This window comes from Priestia sp. D3YE.R1, assembly GCF_049199565.1.
GTDB classification, from domain to species: domain Bacteria; phylum Bacillota; class Bacilli; order Bacillales; family Bacillaceae_H; genus Priestia; species Priestia aryabhattai.
On record NZ_JBLTHW010000001.1, the window covers coordinates 384,776 to 406,512 of the forward strand.

Genomic DNA, 21,737 nt, shown 5'->3' on the forward strand with positions numbered 1-21,737 from the left:
GTTAATAAGTTTATACGGCATTGATATGTAGAAAAAACAATCTAAGAAACGAAGTGATAAAACAGTGGCTCCTAATCTTATTCAAAACTTAAATGTGTGTATAGCTACTCAGCTTGACTCATCTCGTATTTATGTTCACTGGTCGTTTTCTGAGCATATTCGAGAGATGGTAGAAAGTATGTTTTCGACACGGTGGGAAGAATTGAATCTAGCTATGTGTACGTATGATATAACAGGTCTTCATTTTAACGGCCATGAATCAAACCGCTATTATATGAAGAGTCTTACTGCTCATCAAGACTTCATGTTTATGAATAGCTTGGAAAGCGAGCGCACGTATGTAATAGATATTGGTATTCAAGATAAAGAAGGAAGTTTTTTTTCCCTTCTTCGTTCGAATCCGGTTTATTTGATGAAAGAACAGCATGAACAAGTGAATGTAACTTCGTTAAGCTGGATGTACGAACCTGTAAAAGTTCACCAGGGTGTTCAAAATGAATTTAGCACATATTCCTTATATTCAAATGACTTGGAGCAGGTGAAGAAGCAATATGAATAGTGATGACTGTATTCTTTTAACTTATATGCATTATCCGTTGCTACATGTACTTCAAGCAGAGAGTGAGTATCCGCTGTTTGAACAAGTAACGAACGAATTCATCCCTTTTTTAGATCAAATTGAATCTAAGAAATTGATAGGTGCAACAGCTGTGATGTCTTGTGTATTTTTGAACGTATTAAACGACGAGAAGTTTAATGCTCGTTACGCTCGGTATTTACACCAGTTTTCAAGCCAGCAGCATCAGAGAGCACTCACTTTTTTAAAAAAGTGGGACGGGAGCTTGTTCTCAGCCTGCAAATATTTCTTTCAGCATGACATGATGGAATGTATTCCTACTACCGTAACGAACGCGTTCGTTTCCATCCTTAAAACGGAACAAACATTAAATCTCCAAATTACAGAAGCAATACGTGTTTTTCAACAGTTTTTTGAAAAAAAGCCCGTCGGTTTTTTTATACAGCAAGGAGAGTATACTCATCAAGTAGATATGCTCCTGAAATCTCATGAAATGCGCTATACCTTTGTGAAGTCATCAACAGATGAACTAAAAAAGTCGCCTGCTGGCATTATCTTGTTTCCATATCCTAAGCAAGGAAAACAAGTTGAGGAAGGAACAATGAATAAAGCGAGCGCTGTTTTGGATTTGAAAGCGAAGCACACGCTTAGCTTTCAGCGAATGCAAGCAGCAAGCGGGACATTTCAATATCCTTTAGATTACGCGAGGAATATACAGTTTCACCAAAACGAAACTCTTGCACTCTACGGTGCAACAAAAAGCGCCGAATTTGTCAGTGAGAACAATCAATTGTTTATTTCAACCGTACAGAAGACAGAGGCGATGCTAGATGTTATCGATTTTAAACATCCTAGCGTGGTGAATGCTATCTACCGACAGTGGCTCCTTTTAAGTAGCAGCGACTGGCTTTATAATTTTAAAAAGGTCAGAGATGAATACGAAAGGCAAGTAAAACTGTTTGATTTCCTTTGTCATGATGAGAATCCAAGGATGGATAGTGAAAACAGTTTTCTTTCAGGAAGTTCTTTTTTATACCCTGCAAAAGAGACAGAGCCGGCGGCTTTATCAGTAAATCAATATAAAGGCGGTCTCTCCATTTTAATGCTTGCATGGGAATTCCCTCCGCTAGTTATCGGAGGACTTGCACGACATGTATTTGATTTATCCAGAGCGTTAGCAAAGGCGGGCCATCACGTTAGTGTATTAACGACATATGTAGAGGGGCTGCCGGAATATGAGCGTTTATACGGGGTTCACGTTTACCGAGTTAAAAGCCTGCAGCCTCATCATCCGGATTTTTTGACATGGGTAAACAGTTTGAACGTGGCTATGGCTCTTAGAGGACTGCAGTTAGGCTACAAGCTGTCTTTTGACGTTATTCATGCTCATGACTGGCTTGTTGCATCCGCAGCAAAATGTTTAGCAGATAAAACGGATAGACCGCTAATTACGACCATTCATGCGACAGAACATGGGCGCAATAATGGTATTCATAATGACATGCAGCAGAAAATTCACTTGCAAGAAGAGGAGCTAATTCGACAATCAAGCTCAATCATTGTCTGCAGTGACTATATGAAGAAAGAATTAATCACTTTATTTCACGTAGAACAAGATAAAATTGCTATATTTCCAAATGGAATTGACAAGCAGCTGGTAGTCGACGCAGTAAATGAGCGGTTAAAAGAAAGTTTACAAAAGAAATATAATTTTAGAAAGGCCCCTATTATTTTTTCAATTGGACGAATTGTATATGAAAAAGGATTTCAGCTATTTATTGAAGCAGCGGAACTATTTAAGAAAAAACAAATAGATGTTCAATTCGTTGTGGCGGGAAAAGGGCCTTTACTTCATGAGTTTCGAACGCAGGTAAGTGAAAAGCAATTGGACAAATACGTGTATTTTATTGGATACATTACCGATAACGAGCGAAATCAGCTTCTTCAAGCTTGCAAAATGGTTGTTTTTCCAAGTCTATATGAACCTTTTGGAATTGTTGCTTTAGAGGGTATGGTAGCCAAGAAGCCAACCATCGTTGCCGATACAGGAGGTCTAAGCGATATTATTTCACATTTCGACACGGGCCTGACGTTTGCCCGAGGAGATACGCTCGAATTAATCAACTGTATTGAATTTTTGTTAAAAAATGAAAAAATAGCTGCGAAAATCAGCGAAAATGGGTATAGAAAAGCAACAACTATGTTTAGCTGGGAAAAAATCGCTATCGATACAAGTAAGCTGTTTCAACATCACATTTGCCAGGATAAAAAAAGGAGGGAGGCAAAAAATTGAAAGCCATTATACTTGCTGGCGGTAAAGGAACAAGACTGCAGCCCTTGACCTACACAATTCCAAAGCCTATGCTGCCGCTTTACGATAAACCTGTGATGGAATATAGCATTGAGCTGCTTAAGAAACATGGAATTACAGAGATTGGGATTACGCTGCAGTATAGGCATGAACAAATTATTGAATACTTTGGGGATGGCTCTCAGTGGGGAGTGACGCTTACTTATTTTATCGAAAAAGAGCCTCTTGGAACAGCGGGCGGAATTAAGCGAGCAGAGGCCTTTATTGAGGAAGACTGTATTATTATTAGTGGAGATGCCTTAACAGAAATTAATCTTCAAGACGTTATTCATTTTCATTATGAACAAAAAAGCGAAATGACCATTGTTACAAAAGAAGTAAACGACGTGCGGGGTTATGGAGTGGTGACGATAGATGAAGGGAATCGAGTCACGGGATTTGTAGAGAAACCAACCTACGAACAGGCCAATAGCCGATTGATTAATACGGGAGTGTATGTGATCAAAAAATCCGTTCTTGATTACGTGAATTCTTATGGTCCTACGGATTTTAGCTTTGACATTATCCCACTTCTTTTGGAATATAATCATACTGTGTGCAGTTTTGTAACGGAAGATTATTGGATTGATATTGGGCAAATTCACCATTATCGTCAAGCACACTATGATTTGTGGAGCAAGTGGTTTGGCAATAGACAGGAAAGTATTGTCTCAGATGACGCGCTTATAGAAGAAGGGGTGACTGTTTACGATCCGGTTTACGTAGGAGAAAATGTGGTGATTAGAAAAGGTGCTTCAATTGGTCCTTACACGATTATCGGAACCAATAGTATCATAGAAGCACATGCTGCAATCGATAAAACGATTTTGCTTCAAAACGTAACGGTCGGGGCAGAATCTTTTTTATACAACGCTACGATAGGTCCTTATGTAAATGTTCAACCAATGACTACGTATGTCCAAGATACAGTAGCTGAAAATCAAGTGCTACCTCAACTTTCTGTGAAACCAGATGTTTCCATCTTCAAAAACGGTCGCCTGTATGTCCATTCATCTGTTGATCGAGAAAGACTATACAATGCGTTATTACTTGTATGCAAACATCAAGGGTCGTTCTGTCTAGCAAGCGATGATGAAGAAGAAGCCATTCAACTTCGCAAAGAATGCTTTTCTTTTTTACGGAGTAATCATTCCGCTGTGTATGATATTAAAAAAGAAGCTCTTCCGTTATTTCGATATTACATGATGACTTCACAAGCGAGCATTGGTGTTTATATTGGTGTGGATAGCAAAAACAGCAGCCTTTTTTTAGAAATATATGACAAAAAAGGGCAATTAGTTAATCAGCTTATTGAAAAAAAGATTGAGCGGATGTACCTTCAAGCTAAAAAAGCAAACATGACGATTTCTGCTCCACTTAAAAAAACAAGCATAGGAAATATCAGGGAAGAATATTGTGATGCTTTAGTAAAATCCATTAATCAGCATGTTTTATTAGAAGACAGTATGCGAATTGGAGTGATTTGTTCACCGTTTATACAGGAAGTTGTCGAATTATTATGTAAGCGTCTTCGTGTCCATGTGTTGTTTTTAAACAAATGGGAGAAAACAGAAGAAATCAAACGAATGATTAAAAAAAATAAGCTGTCTTTTTGTATTCAGATTAAAGAAGATGGAGAAACATTTGCTCTATATGATGAAAAAGGCTGCAGCGTAAATGATTCAGAAATTATGTCGCTTTATATTTATAGCGTGTACATGACAAAAAAAGTAGCATTCGTTCCTATTCCTATACACTATTCATCCACACTAGAAACATTTGCCCAATCTCTCAATCAATCATTTATGAGGACAAAAGCAAAAAAACGTGATTTGCTTAGTCTTTTGGGGCCCGTTCAATTTCAGTTAGATGCCATGTACGCTTTATGTCAGCTGATCGAATTAATTAGGGTGCAGCAGCGGAAAATTTCTGAAATGATTCAATATGTCCCGCACGCTTATATGAACTGGCGCTATATTTCATGTCCGCTAGAAATTCAAGAACAAGTGATGAAGAAGTTGTTAGAAGAAGCAATCGGTAAACAAGTATATGTCATTGATGGCTTAAAAATTTACCATGATCCCCATGAATGGACGCTGATTTTGCCCGATGGTCACTTGCCTGTATTAAATATTTATTCAGAGGCGTTAAACACTCAGACCGCCAAGAAGCTGTCGGCATATTTTGTGGAAAAAATACAAGAGTATCAAAGAGTGTAAATAATGGATTTTATTTAAAAGAAAGGAAGTACACCTCTCAGAAAAGAGTTCCGCTTATTTTAAGAAACTTCATCTATGTATAAGGCGTAGCAGAGAAGGAGCTCAGGACTCTAAGAGGAAAGAAAAAGTGAAGAAATGAAATTAAATGACTTTCTTCAAAAAAACAGACTGGCATTTCCTTTCGAAAAATGATATTATATTAAAGTCTGATTTATGTTTATAATGTTTGGAGGGAAAATAGATGCGCGTAAACGTTACATTAGCTTGCACTGAAACTGGTGACCGTAATTACATTACAACTAAAAACAAGCGTAATAACCCAGATCGTCTTGAGTTAAAAAAATACAGCCCAAGACTTAAAAAAGTTACACTTCATCGTGAAACAAAGTAAGCAGTAGGAGTACAATCCTGCTGTTTTTTTTTATAGGGGGAATTAAAATGAAATCTCATCTGCGCAAAGAGATGAAGCGCGTTCTTAATTTAATTTCTGAAGAGCAGCACGAGGCGCATTCAACAAGCATAGCAAATGCACTGTATGAAACTTGTTTATGGAAAGAAGCTAGAGTCATTGCAGCTACGGTTTCAAGAAATAAAGAAGTTAATACGAAAGCCATCATTGAACGTGCTTGGAAAGATGGAAAAAAAGTAGCTGTTCCAAAATGCAACCCCACAACATCTCAAATGGTTTTCTACGAGATTACGAATTTTTCACAGCTTGAAACAGTGTACTACGGGTTAGCCGAACCAATTGTTGAAGAAACTGTTTCCGTTTCAAAATCTTCAATTGATTTACTCCTTGTGCCTGGCGTGGTATATAGCAAGAATGGATATCGCATCGGCTATGGAGGCGGTTATTACGATCGTTATTTAGCAGATTATACCGGACAGAAGCTAAGCCTTGCGTTTGATTGTCAAGTCGTTTCAGAGGTTCCATATGAATCTCATGATATTCCCGTTGAATATATTTTGACAGAGAAGGAGCTTATTTGCTGTGAATCCGTTTGATGCTGTCATGATAATTGTAATATTACTCATGGCAGGAGCAGGCTACATAGCAAAAGCACTGACAGTATCGGGAGCCTGCATGTCTTTCATCGTAGGAGCGAGCGTTTATATCGGTTTTTCGCTTCAAGGTTTTTTACTCTTACTCTTATTTTTTAGCACTTCTACGCTGTTTAGTAAGTATAAAAAAGAAAAAAAACGCGCGTTAGAAGAAAAGCTAGAGAAGCACGACAGGCGAGATTATATTCAAGTCCTTGCTAATGGAGGTGTAGCTGCTGCTTGCGGTTTGTTATATGCTGCAACAGCTTTGCCTGTTTATATGTGGATGTTTATGATTAGTATCTCAGCTGCTAATGCCGACACATGGGCATCTGAAATAGGGTCTCTTAGTAAGAAGCCGCCGTTTTACATTTGGACGTTAAAGAGAGTAGAAGCGGGTACTTCAGGAGCCGTTTCACTTTTAGGTACAGCAGCCGGAGCAGCTGGAGCTTTTCTTATTGCTGCCGCTTGTTATTTTGCTTTTCCATCCGTATCGCTGAGTAGTATATTGCTAGTCGGGTGCTTTGGTTTTATTGGAAACGCTATAGACACTCTTCTTGGAGCAAGTGTGCAAGTTCGCTTTCGCTGTCAAAGCTGCGGTATTGAAACGGAAAGGAAAGATCATTGCCGCAAGCCGACGGTAAAAGAAAAAGGAATAACTTTCTTTAACAATGATGTTGTGAATCTTGCCGCTATTTTGCTTGCTGCCTTTACAGGCGGAATCCTTATCCTGCTTTTACCTATATAAGAGCATAAAATGTTCGTCATAGGAGCAAAGTAAACGTAAGGAGGCTTGAAAATGAGACATATTGTATTAGTACTTACGCTTTTAGTTGTTGGAACGCTGGGCTACCAAATGAGATACCGTGTTTTAAATTCGCTGTTTGGAAATTCATTTATCCGCAGTCTAGCTGTTCGTTCATTTTTTAATTTGCCGTTTGTTCGGGATCGTTTAATGAAGCAGGTCTTCCGCTAAGAGCGAAAGATACATAAAAAACACCTTACCGACCTGTAAGGTGTTTTTTTGTAGAAAAAGAAAAAGGGAAAATCGTTGCTTTTTTCCTGGCTTTCTGCCATCTTTACATATAGAGAGTGTGAGGAGGTGACTATTTGTCTAGGCAAGATTTTTATTATTTGCAGCTGGCACAGCAATTGCTTGGCCATTCTTCATATGAGCTGATTTCGATGAAAGCTGATGCTTCAGAGCTGTGGTTTCAATCTTCGCATCGCAAAGATAAGTCAATTGTCCGCATAGTCCGCCGGAGTTTTAAATCAGCCGTTGAGCAGCAAAAAGATGTATTGTATGCATTACAAAGAGCTGAGAATGTGCGAAAGCAGAGAGGTAAATCAACGCTTACTCTTAACACGATTTACTTTGCTGATTTTGATCCTTTTTATACAGAGCAGTCCTTAGAAAGTGCGCCAAGTCCCTCTAAAGTGAATAGTTACGTTGAACAACTAACGGCAGAGAAAGCAAGCGCTTATGAACCTCTATTCGAACGGCTGGGTCTTACATTAGAAAGCGCAGACAATTTCTCTTCCGAAGAAGAAGCTCAGCGAATAGAACAGTGGAAACATAAAATTGTGCTTTTTGTGCAGAAAAAACAAAGCGAAGAACAGCAAATAGCTGGATACGGGAAACCTATTTTTACATATATATTTTTAGCGATGCAGATCTTAATGTTTCTATTTCTGGAGTGGAAGAGCAGTACGCAAAATACGCTCACTCTCATTCAATACGGAGCTAAATACAACCCCTTAATTATGGAAGGCGAGTGGTGGCGTTTTTTTACACCTATAATTTTGCATATAGGACTTCTGCATTTGCTTATGAATAGTGTAGCCCTGTATTATTTAGGAACGCTTGTAGAGAGGATATATGGCAGCGGGCGTTTTGTCTTTATTTATATCTTTGCCGGGTTTGCAGGATCTCTAGGAAGTTTTATATGGAATACGTCTATTTCCGCAGGAGCCTCAGGGGCCATTTTCGGTTGCTTTGGAGCTTTACTGTTTTTAGCAAGAACAAATCCACGCTTCTTTTTTCGAACAATGGGATCGAGTTTCATTGTAATCATTGTGATTAACTTGATTTTTGGATTTGTTGCGCCGAACGTCGATAATGCAGGGCATATTGGCGGTTTGGTTGGCGGATTTCTAGCTGCGAGCATCGTCAGTTTACCGAAACAAAAAAAGCTGTATATTCAGATTCCGGCTTTCATTTGCACGCTTTTATTAGTAGGCAGTCTGCTTTTTTATGGATATCATGAGCGTTCTGTTTATCAAGATGAGCCCTATGCACTCAGCGTAGCGGCTACGTATCTTCAGCAGAAGCAGTATGAAGAAGCAAAAGACGCCATCAAGCTTTTTATTGAAAAAGGGACAAGCAATAGTAACATATATTTTATCAGTGCTAGCGCAGAATTTTATCTTGAAAATTATCAAGAAGCTAAACAGCAATTGAATCAGGCTGTAAAGTATGATTCAACTTTTCATGAGGCGTATTACAATTTAGCTCTGGTGAATATGAAACTGAATGATATTCCCGCGGCCACACAAAATATCGACAAAGCAATTGCGCTTGAACCACAAAGTGAAAAATATGAAAAGCTGAAGCGACAGCTAGAAAATTAAAACTGTTGAATGATGAATTTAATATTTTATACTTTACTATTGTGAGAACGTTTACTAGAATATTAATATGTAGACCTAGCAGTGGGCGTTAAATACGGCCGCTGTTTATGACTGAATGACTGTTGAGTTATCTCAAAAATAAATGAATCATATCACCTAGAAAATAGGATAAAGGTGACAGAATGAATACGTTATATGATGTACAACAATTATTAAAGTCCTTCGGCATTTTTATATACGTGGGCGATCGTACTGCTGATTTAGAGCTGATGGAAGCGGAAGTAAAAGAGTTATATCAGTCTAATTTGATTGATGTACGTGACTATCAAATGGCAATTCTTTTGCTTCGTCGAGAGTTAAAACAACAAAAAGAGAAAAAGGATGAATGAACATGGATGACAAATGGTTAGTTGGAGTTGATTTAGGCGGTACAACAATAAAAATGGCCTTTATTAATCATTATGGAGAAATCATTCACAAGTGGGAAATCAATACGGATGTGAGCGAGCAAGGCCGTAAAATTCCAACAGATATTGCAAAAGCAATTGATAAAAAGTTAAACGATCTTGGAGAAGTAAAGTCAAGGTTAGTAGGAATTGGTATTGGTGCACCGGGCCCTGTCAACTTTGCAAACGGTTCGATTGAAGTAGCTGTCAATTTAGGGTGGGAAAAGTTTCCTATCAAAGATATCTTGGAAGTGGAAACTTCTCTTCCTGTTGTAGTAGACAATGATGCAAACATTGCGGCGATTGGAGAAATGTGGAAAGGTGCTGGAGACGGAGCAAAAGATTTGCTGTGCGTTACGCTTGGCACAGGTGTTGGCGGCGGTGTCATTGCCAACGGTGAAATTGTACAAGGCGTAAATGGAGCAGCTGGTGAGATTGGCCACATCACATCTATTCCTGAAGGCGGGGCACCGTGTAACTGCGGCAAAACCGGCTGTTTAGAAACAATTGCTTCAGCAACTGGGATTGTACGTTTAACGATGGAAGAATTAACGGAAACGGACAAACCAAGTGAGCTTCGCACAGTGTTAGAGCAAAATGGACAAGTTACATCTAAAGATGTATTTGATGCTGCTCGTTCAAAAGACGAGTTAGCTATGCATGTTGTAGACAAAGTTGCCTTTCATTTAGGTTTAGCACTAGCAAACTCTGCCAATGCATTAAACCCTGAGAAAATTGTTCTAGGCGGCGGCGTGTCTCGTGCAGGCGAGGTATTACTTGCACCGGTAAGAGATTATTTCAAACGTTTTGCATTTCCTCGCGTAGCGCAAGGTGCTGAACTAGCAATTGCTACTTTAGGAAACGATGCGGGAATTATTGGAGGAGCTTGGTTAGTTAAATCTTATTTTGAATAATAAGCAAGAATCTAACTGAGATAAAAAAGCGCTTTGACATTCAGTCAAAGCGCTTTTTTATCATGCATCTTTTCAATCTTTACATATACATAGTGTAAAGGAGTGAAGATTATGCGAATTATAGATACCCAAAAGCCTTACGATTACAAGCGAACAATAAAAGACATACAAACACTTTTGACGTATTATCCCTATGGTTCTCTTGAATGGATAGGGTGCAGCGTGCTTGGAAAGCCGATTCCTCATATTTTAATTGGAAACGGAGAGAGAAAAGTTCATCTCAATGCGTCTTTTCATGCTAATGAATGGATTACGACAAATGTTCTTCTACAGTTTATGGAAGATTATTTAGCTGCTCTTCATTATGATCAGGCGTTGAACGGGCAAGATTCAAGAGCTCTTTTTAATCAAATTACGCTTTCTGCAGTTCCAATTGTTAACCCAGACGGAGTAGATCTGGTCTTAAAAGGTCCTGGTGTAGGTGAACCTTATGCGTCTTTTCTTTCTAAAATAGGGAGAGATTTTCCGGATTTTCAAAGCTGGAAAGCAAATATCCGAGGGGTGGACTTAAACAATCAGTTTCCGGCTTATTGGGAAATCGAAAAAAAGCGTAAAGAACCTAAAGCGCCGCATTATCGAGATTTTCCAGGCTATGAATCTCTCTCCGAACCTGAAGCTCAGGCAATGGTAAAACTCGTTGAGCGTCATGATTTTGATTGTGTAATTGCTTTACATACCCAAGGAGAAGAGTTTTATTGGGGGTATATGAATGAAGAGCCTGAGGAAGCAAAGGAACTAGCAAGCTATTTTGAAAGGGTAAGCGGTTATAAAGCTGTCAAAACGATTGATAGTCACGCGGGATTTAAAGATTGGTTTATTTTAGAAAAGAAAAAGCTGGGGTTCACCTTAGAACTGGGGAAAGGGATTAATCCGCTGCCTTTATCTCAAATATCGCGCGTATATAATCCGACTAAAGCCATTTTAGTTGCGGCAATGGATTATCTGTCTATTTAAAAAGCCACGCAAAGCATATGCTTTGCGTGGCTTTTTTAATGATGTACCGCCGGATAGCCGTGATGTATGATGGTCATCACGGTAAACCATCCAAATACACCGAATGTTAGTACCGAAAAACCAATGCCTAATATGTTTTTATTTCTCAAAGATGAAATAGCTGCAAATACGCCTAGCAATGTTGTTAGTGCAAAAATAATCATAAGACCCACTCGAAGAAACCTCCTTTAGGTAACTTAAAATTAAAGCGCTATCATTAGCTTATCCCTTCAATTGTAAAACTTTTCTAACCGTTTGTCGAGATGAAAACCAATCTTTCTTTTGCTTCTTTGGCTTAGAAAGGTCCTTACTTTCATTTATAAGATGATGTGTGTATGATAATGCATATAACGGAAATAAATTTACACAAGGAGGACACATTATGAACTATCATCGTATACCGCTAGGACCTATTCAAACGAATTGTTATGTCGTTGCTAACGAAAAAAAAGAATGTTTAATTTTTGATCCGGGAGCTCAGGGAAATCAGCTTGTTGCATTTCTCGAAAAACAAACGTATAAACCATTAGCTATTTTGCTGACACACGCTCATTTCGATCACATTGGAGGAGTAGATGAGGTGATGAATCACTACTCTATCCCGCTTTATGTACATAAAAACGAAAAAGAATGGCTTCATAATAGTGACTTAAACGGTTCGAAATTTTTTGACCTAGGAGAAATTACAGCTCCAGATGCAACCGATATTATTTCATCAGAAGGCAATTTAACAATCGGTTCATTCCAATTTGAGGTGTATGAAACGCCTGGTCATTCTCCTGGCAGCGTTTCATATCATTTCAAACCGGGTAACTTTGTAGTATCTGGTGACGCGCTTTTTGCAGGCGGCATCGGGCGCACAGATTTACCTGGAGGTAATCAAGCACAGCTGTTAGAAAGCATCGAATCGAAATTGCTGTCTCTTCCAGAAGATACGCTTGTACTAAGCGGTCACGGACCTGAAACAACTGTGGGACACGAAATGGATCAAAATCCTTTTCTAAATGGTTTTTAAGAATACAAAAAGCGATGGAAGCCCATCGCTTTTCTCTTTACTGTCCTGGTGTCATCATAAAAGTTGACCAGTACGTGAACCCCACAAAAAAGACGGTCAAATATGCTCCAAAAACGTAAATGTACATTCTTTCAGACAGCTTTAAATAACTAAGAATTACAAAAAAGCCTGTTTGAGCTAAAAAGAGTAAAGAAGTCTTATGCATGTGACCGAGGTAAAACATTACAGTGAAAATTGCTGTCCAGAACCCCATTACACGGTACATTCGTTCCACGTCCATTTCCTCCTTTATCAAACTTAGTTAGTGTCATGATGAATGTCATCGCTGTGTAAGCACTAGAAAGCACTTATAAAACTATATCGATACTTTTCCATTATAATACATCCTTTCTTTCCTGAAAACGCTATCTTTTTCTTGAAATACGACAGAAGAAAAAAAGTTATACAAAACGTATGTAAAAAACTATACAAAGGTTATACAAAACGTGTACAATGTATATAAACAATCTATAACTAAAAAACGGGAGGGTTTCATATGGAAGAAATTAAATTTTATACGTACCCGAGCTGTACATCATGTCGTAAAACGAAAAAGTGGCTAGTGAAGGAAGATGTAAATTTTAAAGAGCGTCATTTATTTAGAGAAACACCTACTCATAAAGAAATGCTTGAACTTCTTTCTATGACAACAGAAGGAATGGATGAACTTCTTGCTAAAAGAAGTCAAGAATATAAAAAGTTAAATGTTGATGTGGACAGCATGACGTTATCAGAAGTAGTCAATCTATTAATTGAACATCCTCGTTTACTTCGCCGCCCCATTTTAACGGATGGCAAAAAGCTTGTAGTAGGTTATAACGAATCTGCTCTTAAAAATTTAGTCAAGAAAAAAACAAGTCTTGCGTCTCTAGTGGTGTAAGCATACATGATGAAGAAGCTCAATTCAGTAAATAACGAATAAAAAGACAGCGTAGAGTTTTACATCACGTTGTCTTTTTTTATGTAGTCGTTTAGAGGTGTACAGAAGTTGTACATCGTGCAAACGGATTGAAGTGAAGAAAAGAAGCGTGTACTAAAAAAAATTATAAAAAATGAAAAAAGAAGAAGGAAAATCTCGAAAAAGGTCGAAATTACTGTTTCTAGATGTTTTAACAATCATCTTTATTACAAATAAAGGAGCGATGATCGTTTGACCGAAATTGAACAGTTTGCTACTTACGTTATACGAGATGCATGTGAGTGCCGAAGTTCAGATGTGCATATTGTGCCCCGAAAGAAAGATGCTGTGATACAGCTGCGAATTGACCAGGAACTTATTTTAAAAAGTGTCATTTCAAAAGAAATGTCTGAACGGCTCATTTCGCATTTTAAATTTTTAGGCGGAATGGATATTGGGGAACGCAGAAAACCTCAAAATGGTGCATTGACAACTTCCGTTGATCACTATCAAGTAAATCTGCGTTTATCTACTCTTCCTACTTCTCATGATGAAAGTCTTGTTATTCGGCTTTTACCTCATCAACAATCTACATCTCTCAAACATTTATCTCTTTTTCCTGAACATACAAAAAAGCTTATTTCTCTCTTGAAATTCTCCCATGGATTAATTATTTTTACCGGCCCTACAGGATCAGGTAAAACCACTACTCTATACACTCTTTTACATGAAGTAAAGCATCTTTTTAACCGAAATGTTATTACACTAGAAGATCCTATTGAAAAACCGAGTGAAACCGTGCTTCAAGTGCAGGTGAATGAACGCGCAGGGATTACGTACACGACTGGTTTAAAAGCTATATTGCGCCATGACCCAGACATTATCATGGTGGGAGAAATAAGAGATAGTGAGACTGCCAAAATTGCTGTGAGAGCAGCGCTTACCGGACATTTGGTTTTGACAACGATGCATACTAAAGATACAAAAGGATCTTTGTACAGGCTGCTTGAGTTTGGCGTTAGCTTTCAAGAAATGGAACAGACTCTTGTAGCAGTAGCTGCACAGCGTCTTGTAGAAATTCGCTGTCCGCTGTGTTCTGGAAAATGCCACCCGGCTTGTAAAAAAATGAGGAAGCATCGTCAGTCCAGCATATACGAATTGCTTTATGGCAAGGAGCTTAGCGCGGTGATGAGAGAAGTGAAAGGAGAAAATGCGGATTATGATTATAAGACGCTCCGAGATGTTATTCTAAAAGGAATTGCGCTAGGCTATTTATATCCGCATTCGCTAGACGGATGGGGGTAAAGACAAATAGACAAAAAAGGTGGTCTCTGGCTCAGCAAGCAAAAATTCTGAAGCAGGTCTCTAAGCTCTTAGAAAAAGGCTACACTCTTTCTCAAGCTCTTTCGTTTTTGACGTTTCAAGTATCTAACAAAGAAAAAACGGATATTGAAAAATGTCTTGAGCAGTTAAAACGAGGAGAATCTTTACACGATGCTTTTGTTAAACTTCAGTTTCACCGTGATATTTTAAGCTATTTATATTTTGCGGAACAGCATGGAAACCTTCAATTTGCACTAAAAGAAAGTAGCTCAATGATTGAAGAAAAAGTAAGGCATCGTAAAAAATTTCAAAAGCTTGTTCAATATCCCGTATTGCTACTTCTGTTTATTCTTTCCATTTTATTTGTTTTAAGTACGGTTTTACTTCCGCAGTTTGAAGCTCTGTACTTATCCTTTGGAAACAAGCAGTCTTCGTTTATCCTCTTATTTATGCAGGCGATGTCGTTCTTTCCTTTTGTGTTACCTGCAGTCATCAGTATGCCAATCATCCTTTATTTGTTTTATGTGATTTACATTAAAAAATTGCCTCCAGTAGTTCAAATGCAGCTTTTTATGAGAGTTCCCGTTATCCGAACGTTCACACGTCTATTTAACTCGTACTTTTTTTCTGTTCATATGAGCAATTTACTAAACGGTGGTTTATCTATTTATGAATGCTTTGCTCTTTTTCAAAAGCAGGAGCATCATCCGTTTTTTCAAGTGGAAGCCTTTGCTTTTACAGATCAACTTTCCTCAGGAATGCGATTAGATCATATCGTTTCAGGTAAATCTCATTATGAAAAAGACTTGGCTCAAGTTATTGTGCATGGCCAGCAGAACGGTGAGCTTTCTCAAGAGCTGTATGATTACAGTCTATTTATGATGGAAAGAATGGAACAATTTATTTTTCGTATTTTAAAATATGTACAGCCGCTTACATTTTTATTCATCGGAATTGTCATTCTGCTTATGTATATGTCCGTTATGCTTCCGATGTTAGAAGTGATGTCGAGCTTGTAGAAAGGTGAAAGAATATGATTCTAAAAGGTAATAAAGGATTTACCCTTATTGAAATGCTCATTGTTATGCTCGTTATTACCGTGCTTTTGCTCATTATGATTCCAAATGTATTAAAGCATAATACGGTTATTAACAATAAAGGCTGCTCAGCTCTTGTCAAAACCGTAGAGGCTGAGGTACAAGTATATGAACTTGAAAACGGCGAAAAACCAAGTCTAGAAGAGCTTGAAGCAGGAGGCTACTTAAAAGAAGGTACCGTGTGTCCAAATGGTCAAGCTATTCAAATTGACGGTACCGGAAAGGTTACGGCTAGTGGTTCTTCTTAAGCAAAAAGGATTTACCCTCATTGAGATGCTGATGGTTTTATTTATTGTGCAAGTGATGATGTTTTCCATTATCGTAACCATTCGGCCGCTTGTCGAATATTACAAAATCACATTATTCTTGCGACAGCTGCAAAGTGACACGTTTTATGTGCAGCAGACAGCCATGAACCGCGAATCTCCAATTAAAATTAACTTCGCACCAAAGGGAACAGAATATATTGTTTCTGATTCTCGTGCCGTTCTTTATAAGCGCGCCTATGACTCCACCATTCATATCACGTTTGGAAGCGGCAATTCCACGATACAATACAACAAAAACGGCAATATTTCTCAAGCAAAGACTATTTTTATCAGCAGCCAAAAATTTAAATACAAAGTTACTTTTCAAATAGGTAGAGGCCGTTTTTATGTGGACAAGATGTAAGGGGCAGCAGGGCTACACCTTGTTAGAAATGCTTGTGTCATTTAGCATGCTTTTACTCCTAACCGGTACAATTATTCCTTTGTATGTTCAGATGAAGGAAGCAGAAAAGAAGCAATATGTTTCGTATCAAGCCGATGCTATCTTGCATGAAGAGCTATTGAAATATAAATATGAAGCAGGATATAAACGGCAAGAAAAAATCGAAAAAGAAAACGTTGTGTTTTATCTGAAATGGAACGGAGAAAGTGCTCAAAAGCTTTGTGTAGAATGGACAGATTCCGCTGATAAAATGAAAAAGAAGTGTGATGTGATGTTGAAGTGAAAAGTGAAAAAGGCTTTACGCTTGTAGAGATGTTAGTCAGTTTTACTCTTTTTTTGATCATTGTTTCATTTTTCCCCATTATCATTCCGCTAGCTAAGCAAACATATAATCCAGACTTTAGTATGAATGAAATGGAGTGGGAAATTTTTGTGAATCAACTTGCTATGGAATATCGAGAAGCAAAAGAAGTGAGAATTCATGCGACTACTCTTACGTTGAAAATGGAAAATAATCAGGTCATCACGTATGAACGATACGAAGACAAGATAAGAAGACGAGTGGATGAAAGCGGTCATGAAGTTGTGCTGCAGCATATTAAGAATATTATGTATGAACAGCAAAAAGAAAGGCTGTTGATTCGTTCAACAGACGGTGTTAACAAAGTTAGAGAAGAAACCATTACGACGTTTTTGATGCTTGCTTATGAAACATAATGAGCAAGGGTTTATTCTCCCGGTTGTTTTGGCATTTTGTGCGCTTTTTCTTCTGTTAGTAGCTCAGCAAACCACTTATTTTGTGACGAAAAGTTCATTTTATCAAGAAGTAGAGCAGAAAAATCGTCTGGAGCATCTTTTAGAAAACGCGGTTGTACATGTAAAAAAAGAAGTAAAAGAACATAGTAAATCTCCATCTACACCCCTAGTATTAGAAACGGGTACGGTTTCATACGAAGTAGTAAGTGAAGATGAACAGATGATTATCCTAAAAATAAAGTGTCAAACACTGCAAGGAAGAGCATTGACAGAAACCGCATATATTCAAAAAAAGGATCAACACATTGTGAAGTGGACGGATTAAGTCTCTTTCTCTCCGGATATAATAGTGCTGAGGAGATGATTATATGAAAACGAATGATTATGTAAAATATATGACTCAGCAATTTGTACAATATATGGATCAGCCAAAAGAAGAGAGGAAAACGAAAAAGATTCAAAAAAAAGAAGAGCGAGCACCTTTTGCAAACAGATGGTTTGGAATGATTCCGCTGTCGTTTATGCTGTGGTACCGAAAGAAAAAAGAAAGATGAGCATATCATATGCTCATCTTTTTTTAACCGGCTTGTGTTTTATTAAATTGACGAGACATCGTTTCGGGCGATATGTAAAATAAGCCACCGTTTATAAACTTAAATAATATAGTCGGTTCGTACAGCTCTTGAAGCGCTGTTTTTTCGGTCACATATATTTCTGGCAGCTCTTCTGCTGTTTCGTAAAAATGATCAAGAAGCGCTAAGTCTTCATACCATCTTTCCTGCGCTTTTTCTGCCCATTCAGTCGGCTGAGCTTTAACATAGTCAGTCACGTATGATGTGAGTCGTGCAATCGCACTTTTCGGCCTAATAAAAGGTGAAAGAGTAAAGCAATAGTCTGAGATTTTAGATGATAAATTTTGATTAATGATTAATTCATGAAAAGATTCAATAATTTGTCCATTGATTAAATTAATGCCAAGCGACAAGAGCTCATCTTTTTTACGATCACATTTGTACGAGACTTTAATATTTAACGCAAGCCAAGGGTGTAAAGGCTGATTTGTTGGCTGAGCTGATGCAACTTGTTCATACAGATGAATAAATCCGCCTAGCTTTTGAGTAGAAGCGAAAATTTGATGCAGCCTAGGTGAACCAAAATGAATTCGTTCTCCTTGAACAGAATCATCTTCAAACGCTGGGTCTGTAATGAAAGTGAGTGAAGCAGGATTTGCTTCTCCGCCTGTCTTTTCAACATAATGCCAATAAAATGGACGATTCATCAACTCTTTGTCAAGTTCGATCGTTAATTGAACCGTTAGATAAGATGGTGTTTCTGTGACAATAGAACAATTATTAGCTAGAAAGTAACGCTTTAAAAATTGATGAATATCAGTTTGCTGCATGCTGATCCTCCTCGCTGTCTTCGTATTGAATAATAGACGTCAAGTTCTCCATTTTGATTTTTATTTCTCCTTCACTCCGTGAATGAAATAAAATATCTTGAATATGCTCTTCGATATTTTTTAAATCAAGCTTTGTTAAAATATCATCTAACTCTCCAACAACTCGTTCAAACAGGTTTATTTTTTCGTATAACAATTTTAAAATATGTTCTTCGACCGTATGTTGAATGGCTAAATTGTAAATGTGAACATCATGTTTTTGACCTAAACGATGGACCCTTCCAATTCGCTGTTCTAGACGCATTGGATTCCACGGCAGATCATAGTTAATAATATGATGACAAAACTGAAGGTTGATTCCTTCGCCGCCCGCTTCAGTGGCAATAAATACTTGCGCGTGGCTTTCAAAAAGCTGCTTCATCCAGTCTTTTTTACCTCGCTTAAATCCTCCTCTAAACGGTACAGAGGTAATTCCATGCTGTTTTAAATACCACTGTAAATACAGTTGAGTTGCTCTGTACTCAGTGAAAATAATGACTTTGTCATCAATTTTTTGAACGAGCTCCAGAACTTTTTCTGCTTTTGCATTTTGCGGTACTTGCTGAAGTAGTTCCATTAACGGCGTAATCATATGTTCCGTTAATGCGCTGTTTTGATCTTCCTGACGTTCCAGCATGTTTTTTAATGTCATATACACCGCTTCACGGCTGCTGCAGGCCTCTCGCTGCAGGGTTAAAATTGAAAAAGCGCTTGAAGGGTGCAGTCCGTTTCCTTTAAAAGACGTAATCGCATCGTATAGCTCGCGTTCTTTTGGCGAAAATTCAACAGGAATGGTTTGCACAATTCGCTTCGTCCATTCGATACCCGTATCGTGGCGGCGATTTCGAATCATAACTTTGTTAACAAGCTCTTTTAAGTGCTCATCGTTTTGCAAAGAGCGTTTTTTAGCAGAAAATAATTCTTCAAAATAGTCTTTATTGCCGAGATGGCCAGGCTTTAAAAGAGAGACTAAGTTAAAAATTTCTTCAATTCGATTTTGAATCGGTGTTGCGGTTAGCAACAGACAAAATTTCTTTTTCAGACTTTGAACAAATTCATAGTTTTTTGTTTTGTTGTTTTTAAGTTTATGAGCTTCATCAATGATGATGAGGTCGTAGTCTTGTTCTAGCACAATTTCTCGATGAGGAGAACGTTTTGCAGTATCAATTGAAGACACAACGATGTCACACTGATCCCACACATATGATTTTCTTTGAGGGACTGCAGGAATATAAAATTTTTGATTCAATTCCATAGCCCACTGTGAAACAAGCGAAGCTGGAACTAAAATGAGAACTTTTTTAACAAGTCCGCGAATCATATATTCCTTCAAAATTAACCCTGCTTCAATCGTTTTCCCCAGTCCTACTTCATCTGCTAAAATGGCTTTCCCATTCATTGTTTCCACTACTTGTTTGGCTACTTCGAGCTGATGAGGAAGCGGCGTTAAATCGGCTAGATGCTTTGGGCTTTGTAGTCCTTCAAATTCTGAGATAAGCGTTTGGTCTTCTATTTCATAGGCAAGTTTATACAAATCCCATGCAGACCAAGGACCGTCTTGCTCCAATTTAGTTGAGAAGGCCGCTTCCCATGTTTCATCGATGTTTAATTTCACTTTCATGATAAAAATGCTCCTTTGTAAAAAATTTTTATTGAACAAATGATAAGAATCAGGTAGGATAAAAATATATTTAGAAAATTTGAAAAAGAAAATAGATTAGCACTTTACAAATGATTGTGTGAATAAAGATAGATACATCTTTCAGTAGTATGCCCAACTTTACCAACTTTATAGAAGCGAATGATGACACGGGGAGAGACTACTTGAATGTAGCGCCGAAGGAGCAAGCAATAAAATTGTGAATCTCTCAGGCAAAAAGACTCTTGTTTGACGCAGCTCTGGAGAGTGTCTATGCGTTTATAGACCACCCACGAGGCAAACCTATTCGTTTATAGGTAAACTTTCAGGTGAAAAGGACAGAGACTTCCTACTAAATACAGTAGGGGGTTTTCTGTCCTTTTTTGTTTGGATACATAGTGATCCCCACACTCTTTGAAAACTCCCCGTTATGAAAAGTTTCACGTGAAAAAGAGGAGGACATAAATATGACAACAGAATTACACAAAACGCCGCTTTATGATACCTATCAGAAATATGGTGCCAAAACAATTGATTTTGGAGGATGGGCTCTTCCCGTTCAATTTTCTTCTATTAAAGAAGAGCATGAAGCTGTACGTACAAAGGCAGGCCTTTTTGATGTCTCTCATATGGGAGAAATTCTTGTAACAGGAGCTGATAGCTTAGCTTTTCTTCAGCACACGATGACAAATGACGTTTCTACCCTCGTAGATGGAAAAGCGCAGTATACGGCTATGTGTTATGAAGACGGAGGCACGGTAGATGATTTGCTGATTTATAAAAAAGCAGATCAAGAGTATTTGCTAGTCGTAAACGCTGCTAATATTCAAAAAGACTATGAGTGGCTGGTGTCTCACAAACAAGGAGATGTAACGCTCGTTAATCAATCTGATGAAACTGCGCAGCTAGCTTTACAAGGTCCCGTAGCAGAAAAAGTTTTACAAACGTTAACGAACGAAAATTTATCTTTATTAAAGCCGTTTACATTTGCTGATGATGTAGAAGTAGCGAATGTAAAAGCTCTCGTTTCACGTACTGGGTATACGGGGGAAGATGGCTTTGAAATTTATTGTTCTTCAGCTGACGCCTCTCACTTGTGGAAGGCTATTTTAGAAGCTGGCAGTGATGAAGGTGTGTTGCCTTGCGGATTAGGCGCTCGCGATACGCTTCGTTTTGAAGCTACTTTGGCTTTATATGGCCAAGAGCTTTCAAAAGATATTACGCCCATTGAAGCTCGAATTGGATTTGCAGTAAAAACGAACAAAGACAGCTTTATTGGAAAAGAAGTGTTAAAAGAACAGCGTGAAAGCGGGGCACCTCGTAAGCTGGTAGGAATAGAAATGATTGATAAAGGTATACCAAGACACGGTTACGAAGTATTTGCAGATGAAGAACAAATTGGATTTGTGACAACAGGTACACAGTCACCGACATTAAAGAAAAACATCGGTCTAGCACTATTGTCAGCAGAGTATACAGAGCTTGGTCAAGAAGTGGAAGTGCAGGTTCGAAAAAAACGCTTAAAAGCAAAAGTGGTTTCAACACCTTTTTATAAACGTTCAAAGTAAGCTTTGGGGAGGAATTTAA

Annotated in this window: 26 protein-coding genes and 1 riboswitch; of the genes, 22 read left to right on the forward strand and 4 right to left on the reverse strand. The window is 38.1% G+C overall.

Features of this window, described 5'->3' with window-relative positions; all coding sequences use genetic code 11:
• Positions 1-64 precede the first annotated feature (64 nt).
• The 11 genes from ACOZIR_RS01990 to ACOZIR_RS02040 all read left to right on the forward strand — a co-directional run bounded on the left by ACOZIR_RS01990 (position 65) and on the right by ACOZIR_RS02040 (position 11,192).
• Positions 65-559 (forward strand): DUF4912 domain-containing protein, encoded by a 495-nt coding sequence (locus ACOZIR_RS01990; RefSeq protein WP_045292063.1) that lies wholly within the window; start codon positions 65-67, stop codon positions 557-559.
• Positions 552-2,870, forward strand: coding sequence for a glycosyltransferase (locus tag ACOZIR_RS01995; protein WP_310878357.1), 2,319 nt, complete (start codon positions 552-554; stop codon positions 2,868-2,870). Before ACOZIR_RS01990 ends, ACOZIR_RS01995 begins: the two co-directional genes overlap by 8 nt.
• Positions 2,867-5,146 (forward strand): sugar phosphate nucleotidyltransferase, encoded by a 2,280-nt coding sequence (locus tag ACOZIR_RS02000; RefSeq protein WP_045292061.1) that lies wholly within the window; start codon positions 2,867-2,869, stop codon positions 5,144-5,146. The genes ACOZIR_RS01995 and ACOZIR_RS02000 overlap by 4 nt, the downstream gene beginning before the upstream one ends.
• Positions 5,147-5,387: 241 nt before the next feature.
• Positions 5,388-5,537, forward strand: a complete 150-nt coding sequence (gene rpmG / locus ACOZIR_RS02005) for a 50S ribosomal protein L33 (protein WP_013059189.1) — start codon at positions 5,388-5,390, stop codon at positions 5,535-5,537.
• Between the two features lie 47 nt (positions 5,538-5,584).
• Entirely contained in the window at positions 5,585-6,151 is a 567-nt protein-coding gene (locus tag ACOZIR_RS02010; protein ID WP_045292060.1) for a 5-formyltetrahydrofolate cyclo-ligase, read from the forward strand.
• Positions 6,138-6,935, forward strand: a complete 798-nt coding sequence (locus ACOZIR_RS02015) for a DUF92 domain-containing protein (protein WP_310878358.1) — start codon at positions 6,138-6,140, stop codon at positions 6,933-6,935. Before ACOZIR_RS02010 ends, ACOZIR_RS02015 begins: the two co-directional genes overlap by 14 nt.
• Before the next feature lie 51 nt (positions 6,936-6,986).
• The gene (locus tag ACOZIR_RS02020; RefSeq protein WP_013059186.1) at positions 6,987-7,163 is read left to right on the forward strand and encodes a hypothetical protein; all 177 of its coding nucleotides are present in this window, start codon (positions 6,987-6,989) and stop codon (positions 7,161-7,163) included.
• A 134-nt stretch (positions 7,164-7,297) separates the two neighbouring features.
• Positions 7,298-8,818, forward strand: a complete 1,521-nt coding sequence (locus ACOZIR_RS02025) for a rhomboid family intramembrane serine protease (protein ID WP_310878359.1) — start codon at positions 7,298-7,300, stop codon at positions 8,816-8,818.
• 182 nt (positions 8,819-9,000) lie between these two features.
• A complete protein-coding gene (locus tag ACOZIR_RS02030; RefSeq protein WP_028411617.1) occupies positions 9,001-9,207 on the forward strand; it encodes a YqgQ family protein in 207 nt (68 codons plus the stop codon).
• Positions 9,208-9,209: 2 nt separating this feature from the next.
• Positions 9,210-10,178, forward strand: coding sequence for an ROK family glucokinase (locus ACOZIR_RS02035; protein ID WP_013059183.1), 969 nt, complete (start codon positions 9,210-9,212; stop codon positions 10,176-10,178).
• Between the two features lie 111 nt (positions 10,179-10,289).
• Positions 10,290-11,192 carry a M14 family metallopeptidase gene (locus ACOZIR_RS02040; protein WP_045295439.1) on the forward strand — a complete coding sequence of 301 codons (903 nt, stop codon included), beginning with the start codon at positions 10,290-10,292 and terminating at the stop codon, positions 11,190-11,192.
• A gap of 35 nt (positions 11,193-11,227) precedes the next feature.
• Here the strand turns inward: ACOZIR_RS02040 and ACOZIR_RS02045 are convergent, their stop codons facing one another.
• Positions 11,228-11,404: a DUF2759 domain-containing protein gene (locus tag ACOZIR_RS02045; RefSeq protein WP_028411614.1), complete on the reverse strand. Its 177-nt coding sequence runs from the start codon at positions 11,402-11,404 to the stop codon at positions 11,228-11,230.
• 209 nt (positions 11,405-11,613) lie between these two features.
• On the opposite strand from ACOZIR_RS02045, the gene ACOZIR_RS02050 reads away from it, so the two are divergent.
• Entirely contained in the window at positions 11,614-12,246 is a 633-nt protein-coding gene (locus ACOZIR_RS02050) for an MBL fold metallo-hydrolase (protein WP_310878360.1), read from the forward strand.
• A gap of 37 nt (positions 12,247-12,283) precedes the next feature.
• On the opposite strand, the gene ACOZIR_RS02055 is transcribed toward ACOZIR_RS02050, so the two are convergent.
• A complete protein-coding gene (locus tag ACOZIR_RS02055) occupies positions 12,284-12,520 on the reverse strand; it encodes a DUF2626 domain-containing protein (protein WP_013059179.1) in 237 nt (78 codons plus the stop codon).
• Between the two features lie 261 nt (positions 12,521-12,781).
• Here ACOZIR_RS02055 and ACOZIR_RS02060 point away from each other — a divergent pair, with 261 nt between their 5' ends.
• From ACOZIR_RS02060 to ACOZIR_RS02100, 9 genes are all read left to right on the forward strand, one after another.
• Positions 12,782-13,165, forward strand: coding sequence for a Spx/MgsR family RNA polymerase-binding regulatory protein (locus ACOZIR_RS02060; RefSeq protein WP_013059178.1), 384 nt, complete (start codon positions 12,782-12,784; stop codon positions 13,163-13,165).
• 270 nt (positions 13,166-13,435) lie between these two features.
• Entirely contained in the window at positions 13,436-14,488 is a 1,053-nt protein-coding gene (gene comGA, locus ACOZIR_RS02065) for a competence type IV pilus ATPase ComGA (protein ID WP_045295437.1), read from the forward strand.
• Entirely contained in the window at positions 14,479-15,525 is a 1,047-nt protein-coding gene (gene comGB / locus ACOZIR_RS02070) for a competence type IV pilus assembly protein ComGB (protein ID WP_013059176.1), read from the forward strand. Before comGA ends, comGB begins: the two co-directional genes overlap by 10 nt.
• Before the next feature lie 14 nt (positions 15,526-15,539).
• On the forward strand, positions 15,540-15,851 hold the full coding sequence (gene comGC / locus ACOZIR_RS02075) for a competence type IV pilus major pilin ComGC (protein WP_016765560.1): 312 nt from the start codon (positions 15,540-15,542) through the stop codon (positions 15,849-15,851).
• Positions 15,838-16,275 carry a competence type IV pilus minor pilin ComGD gene (gene comGD, locus ACOZIR_RS02080; RefSeq protein WP_016765559.1) on the forward strand — a complete coding sequence of 146 codons (438 nt, stop codon included), beginning with the start codon at positions 15,838-15,840 and terminating at the stop codon, positions 16,273-16,275. Before comGC ends, comGD begins: the two co-directional genes overlap by 14 nt.
• Positions 16,259-16,597, forward strand: a complete 339-nt coding sequence (locus ACOZIR_RS02085; RefSeq protein WP_045295436.1) for a type II secretion system protein — start codon at positions 16,259-16,261, stop codon at positions 16,595-16,597. Before comGD ends, ACOZIR_RS02085 begins: the two co-directional genes overlap by 17 nt.
• Positions 16,594-17,031, forward strand: coding sequence for a competence type IV pilus minor pilin ComGF (comGF, locus tag ACOZIR_RS02090; RefSeq protein ID WP_045295435.1), 438 nt, complete (start codon positions 16,594-16,596; stop codon positions 17,029-17,031). Before ACOZIR_RS02085 ends, comGF begins: the two co-directional genes overlap by 4 nt.
• On the forward strand, positions 17,021-17,395 hold the full coding sequence (comGG, locus tag ACOZIR_RS02095) for a competence type IV pilus minor pilin ComGG (protein WP_045295434.1): 375 nt from the start codon (positions 17,021-17,023) through the stop codon (positions 17,393-17,395). The genes comGF and comGG overlap by 11 nt, the downstream gene beginning before the upstream one ends.
• 43 nt (positions 17,396-17,438) lie before the next feature.
• Positions 17,439-17,624: a YqzE family protein gene (locus ACOZIR_RS02100; RefSeq protein WP_013059170.1), complete on the forward strand. Its 186-nt coding sequence runs from the start codon at positions 17,439-17,441 to the stop codon at positions 17,622-17,624.
• 23 nt (positions 17,625-17,647) lie between these two features.
• Here ACOZIR_RS02100 and ACOZIR_RS02105 read toward each other — a convergent pair whose 3' ends face one another.
• Together ACOZIR_RS02105 and ACOZIR_RS02110 are read right to left on the reverse strand one after the other, a co-directional pair.
• The gene (locus ACOZIR_RS02105) at positions 17,648-18,472 is read right to left on the reverse strand and encodes a YqhG family protein (RefSeq protein WP_045295433.1); all 825 of its coding nucleotides are present in this window, start codon (positions 18,470-18,472) and stop codon (positions 17,648-17,650) included.
• Positions 18,459-20,132: a DEAD/DEAH box helicase gene (locus ACOZIR_RS02110; RefSeq protein ID WP_014458233.1), complete on the reverse strand. Its 1,674-nt coding sequence runs from the start codon at positions 20,130-20,132 to the stop codon at positions 18,459-18,461. Before ACOZIR_RS02110 ends, ACOZIR_RS02105 begins: the two co-directional genes overlap by 14 nt.
• A gap of 180 nt (positions 20,133-20,312) precedes the next feature.
• Positions 20,313-20,405, forward strand: a riboswitch (glycine riboswitch).
• A 212-nt stretch (positions 20,406-20,617) separates the two neighbouring features.
• Here ACOZIR_RS02110 and gcvT point away from each other — a divergent pair.
• On the forward strand, positions 20,618-21,718 hold the full coding sequence (gene gcvT, locus ACOZIR_RS02115) for a glycine cleavage system aminomethyltransferase GcvT (RefSeq protein ID WP_340141701.1): 1,101 nt from the start codon (positions 20,618-20,620) through the stop codon (positions 21,716-21,718).
• The last annotated feature ends 19 nt before the right edge of the window (positions 21,719-21,737 follow it).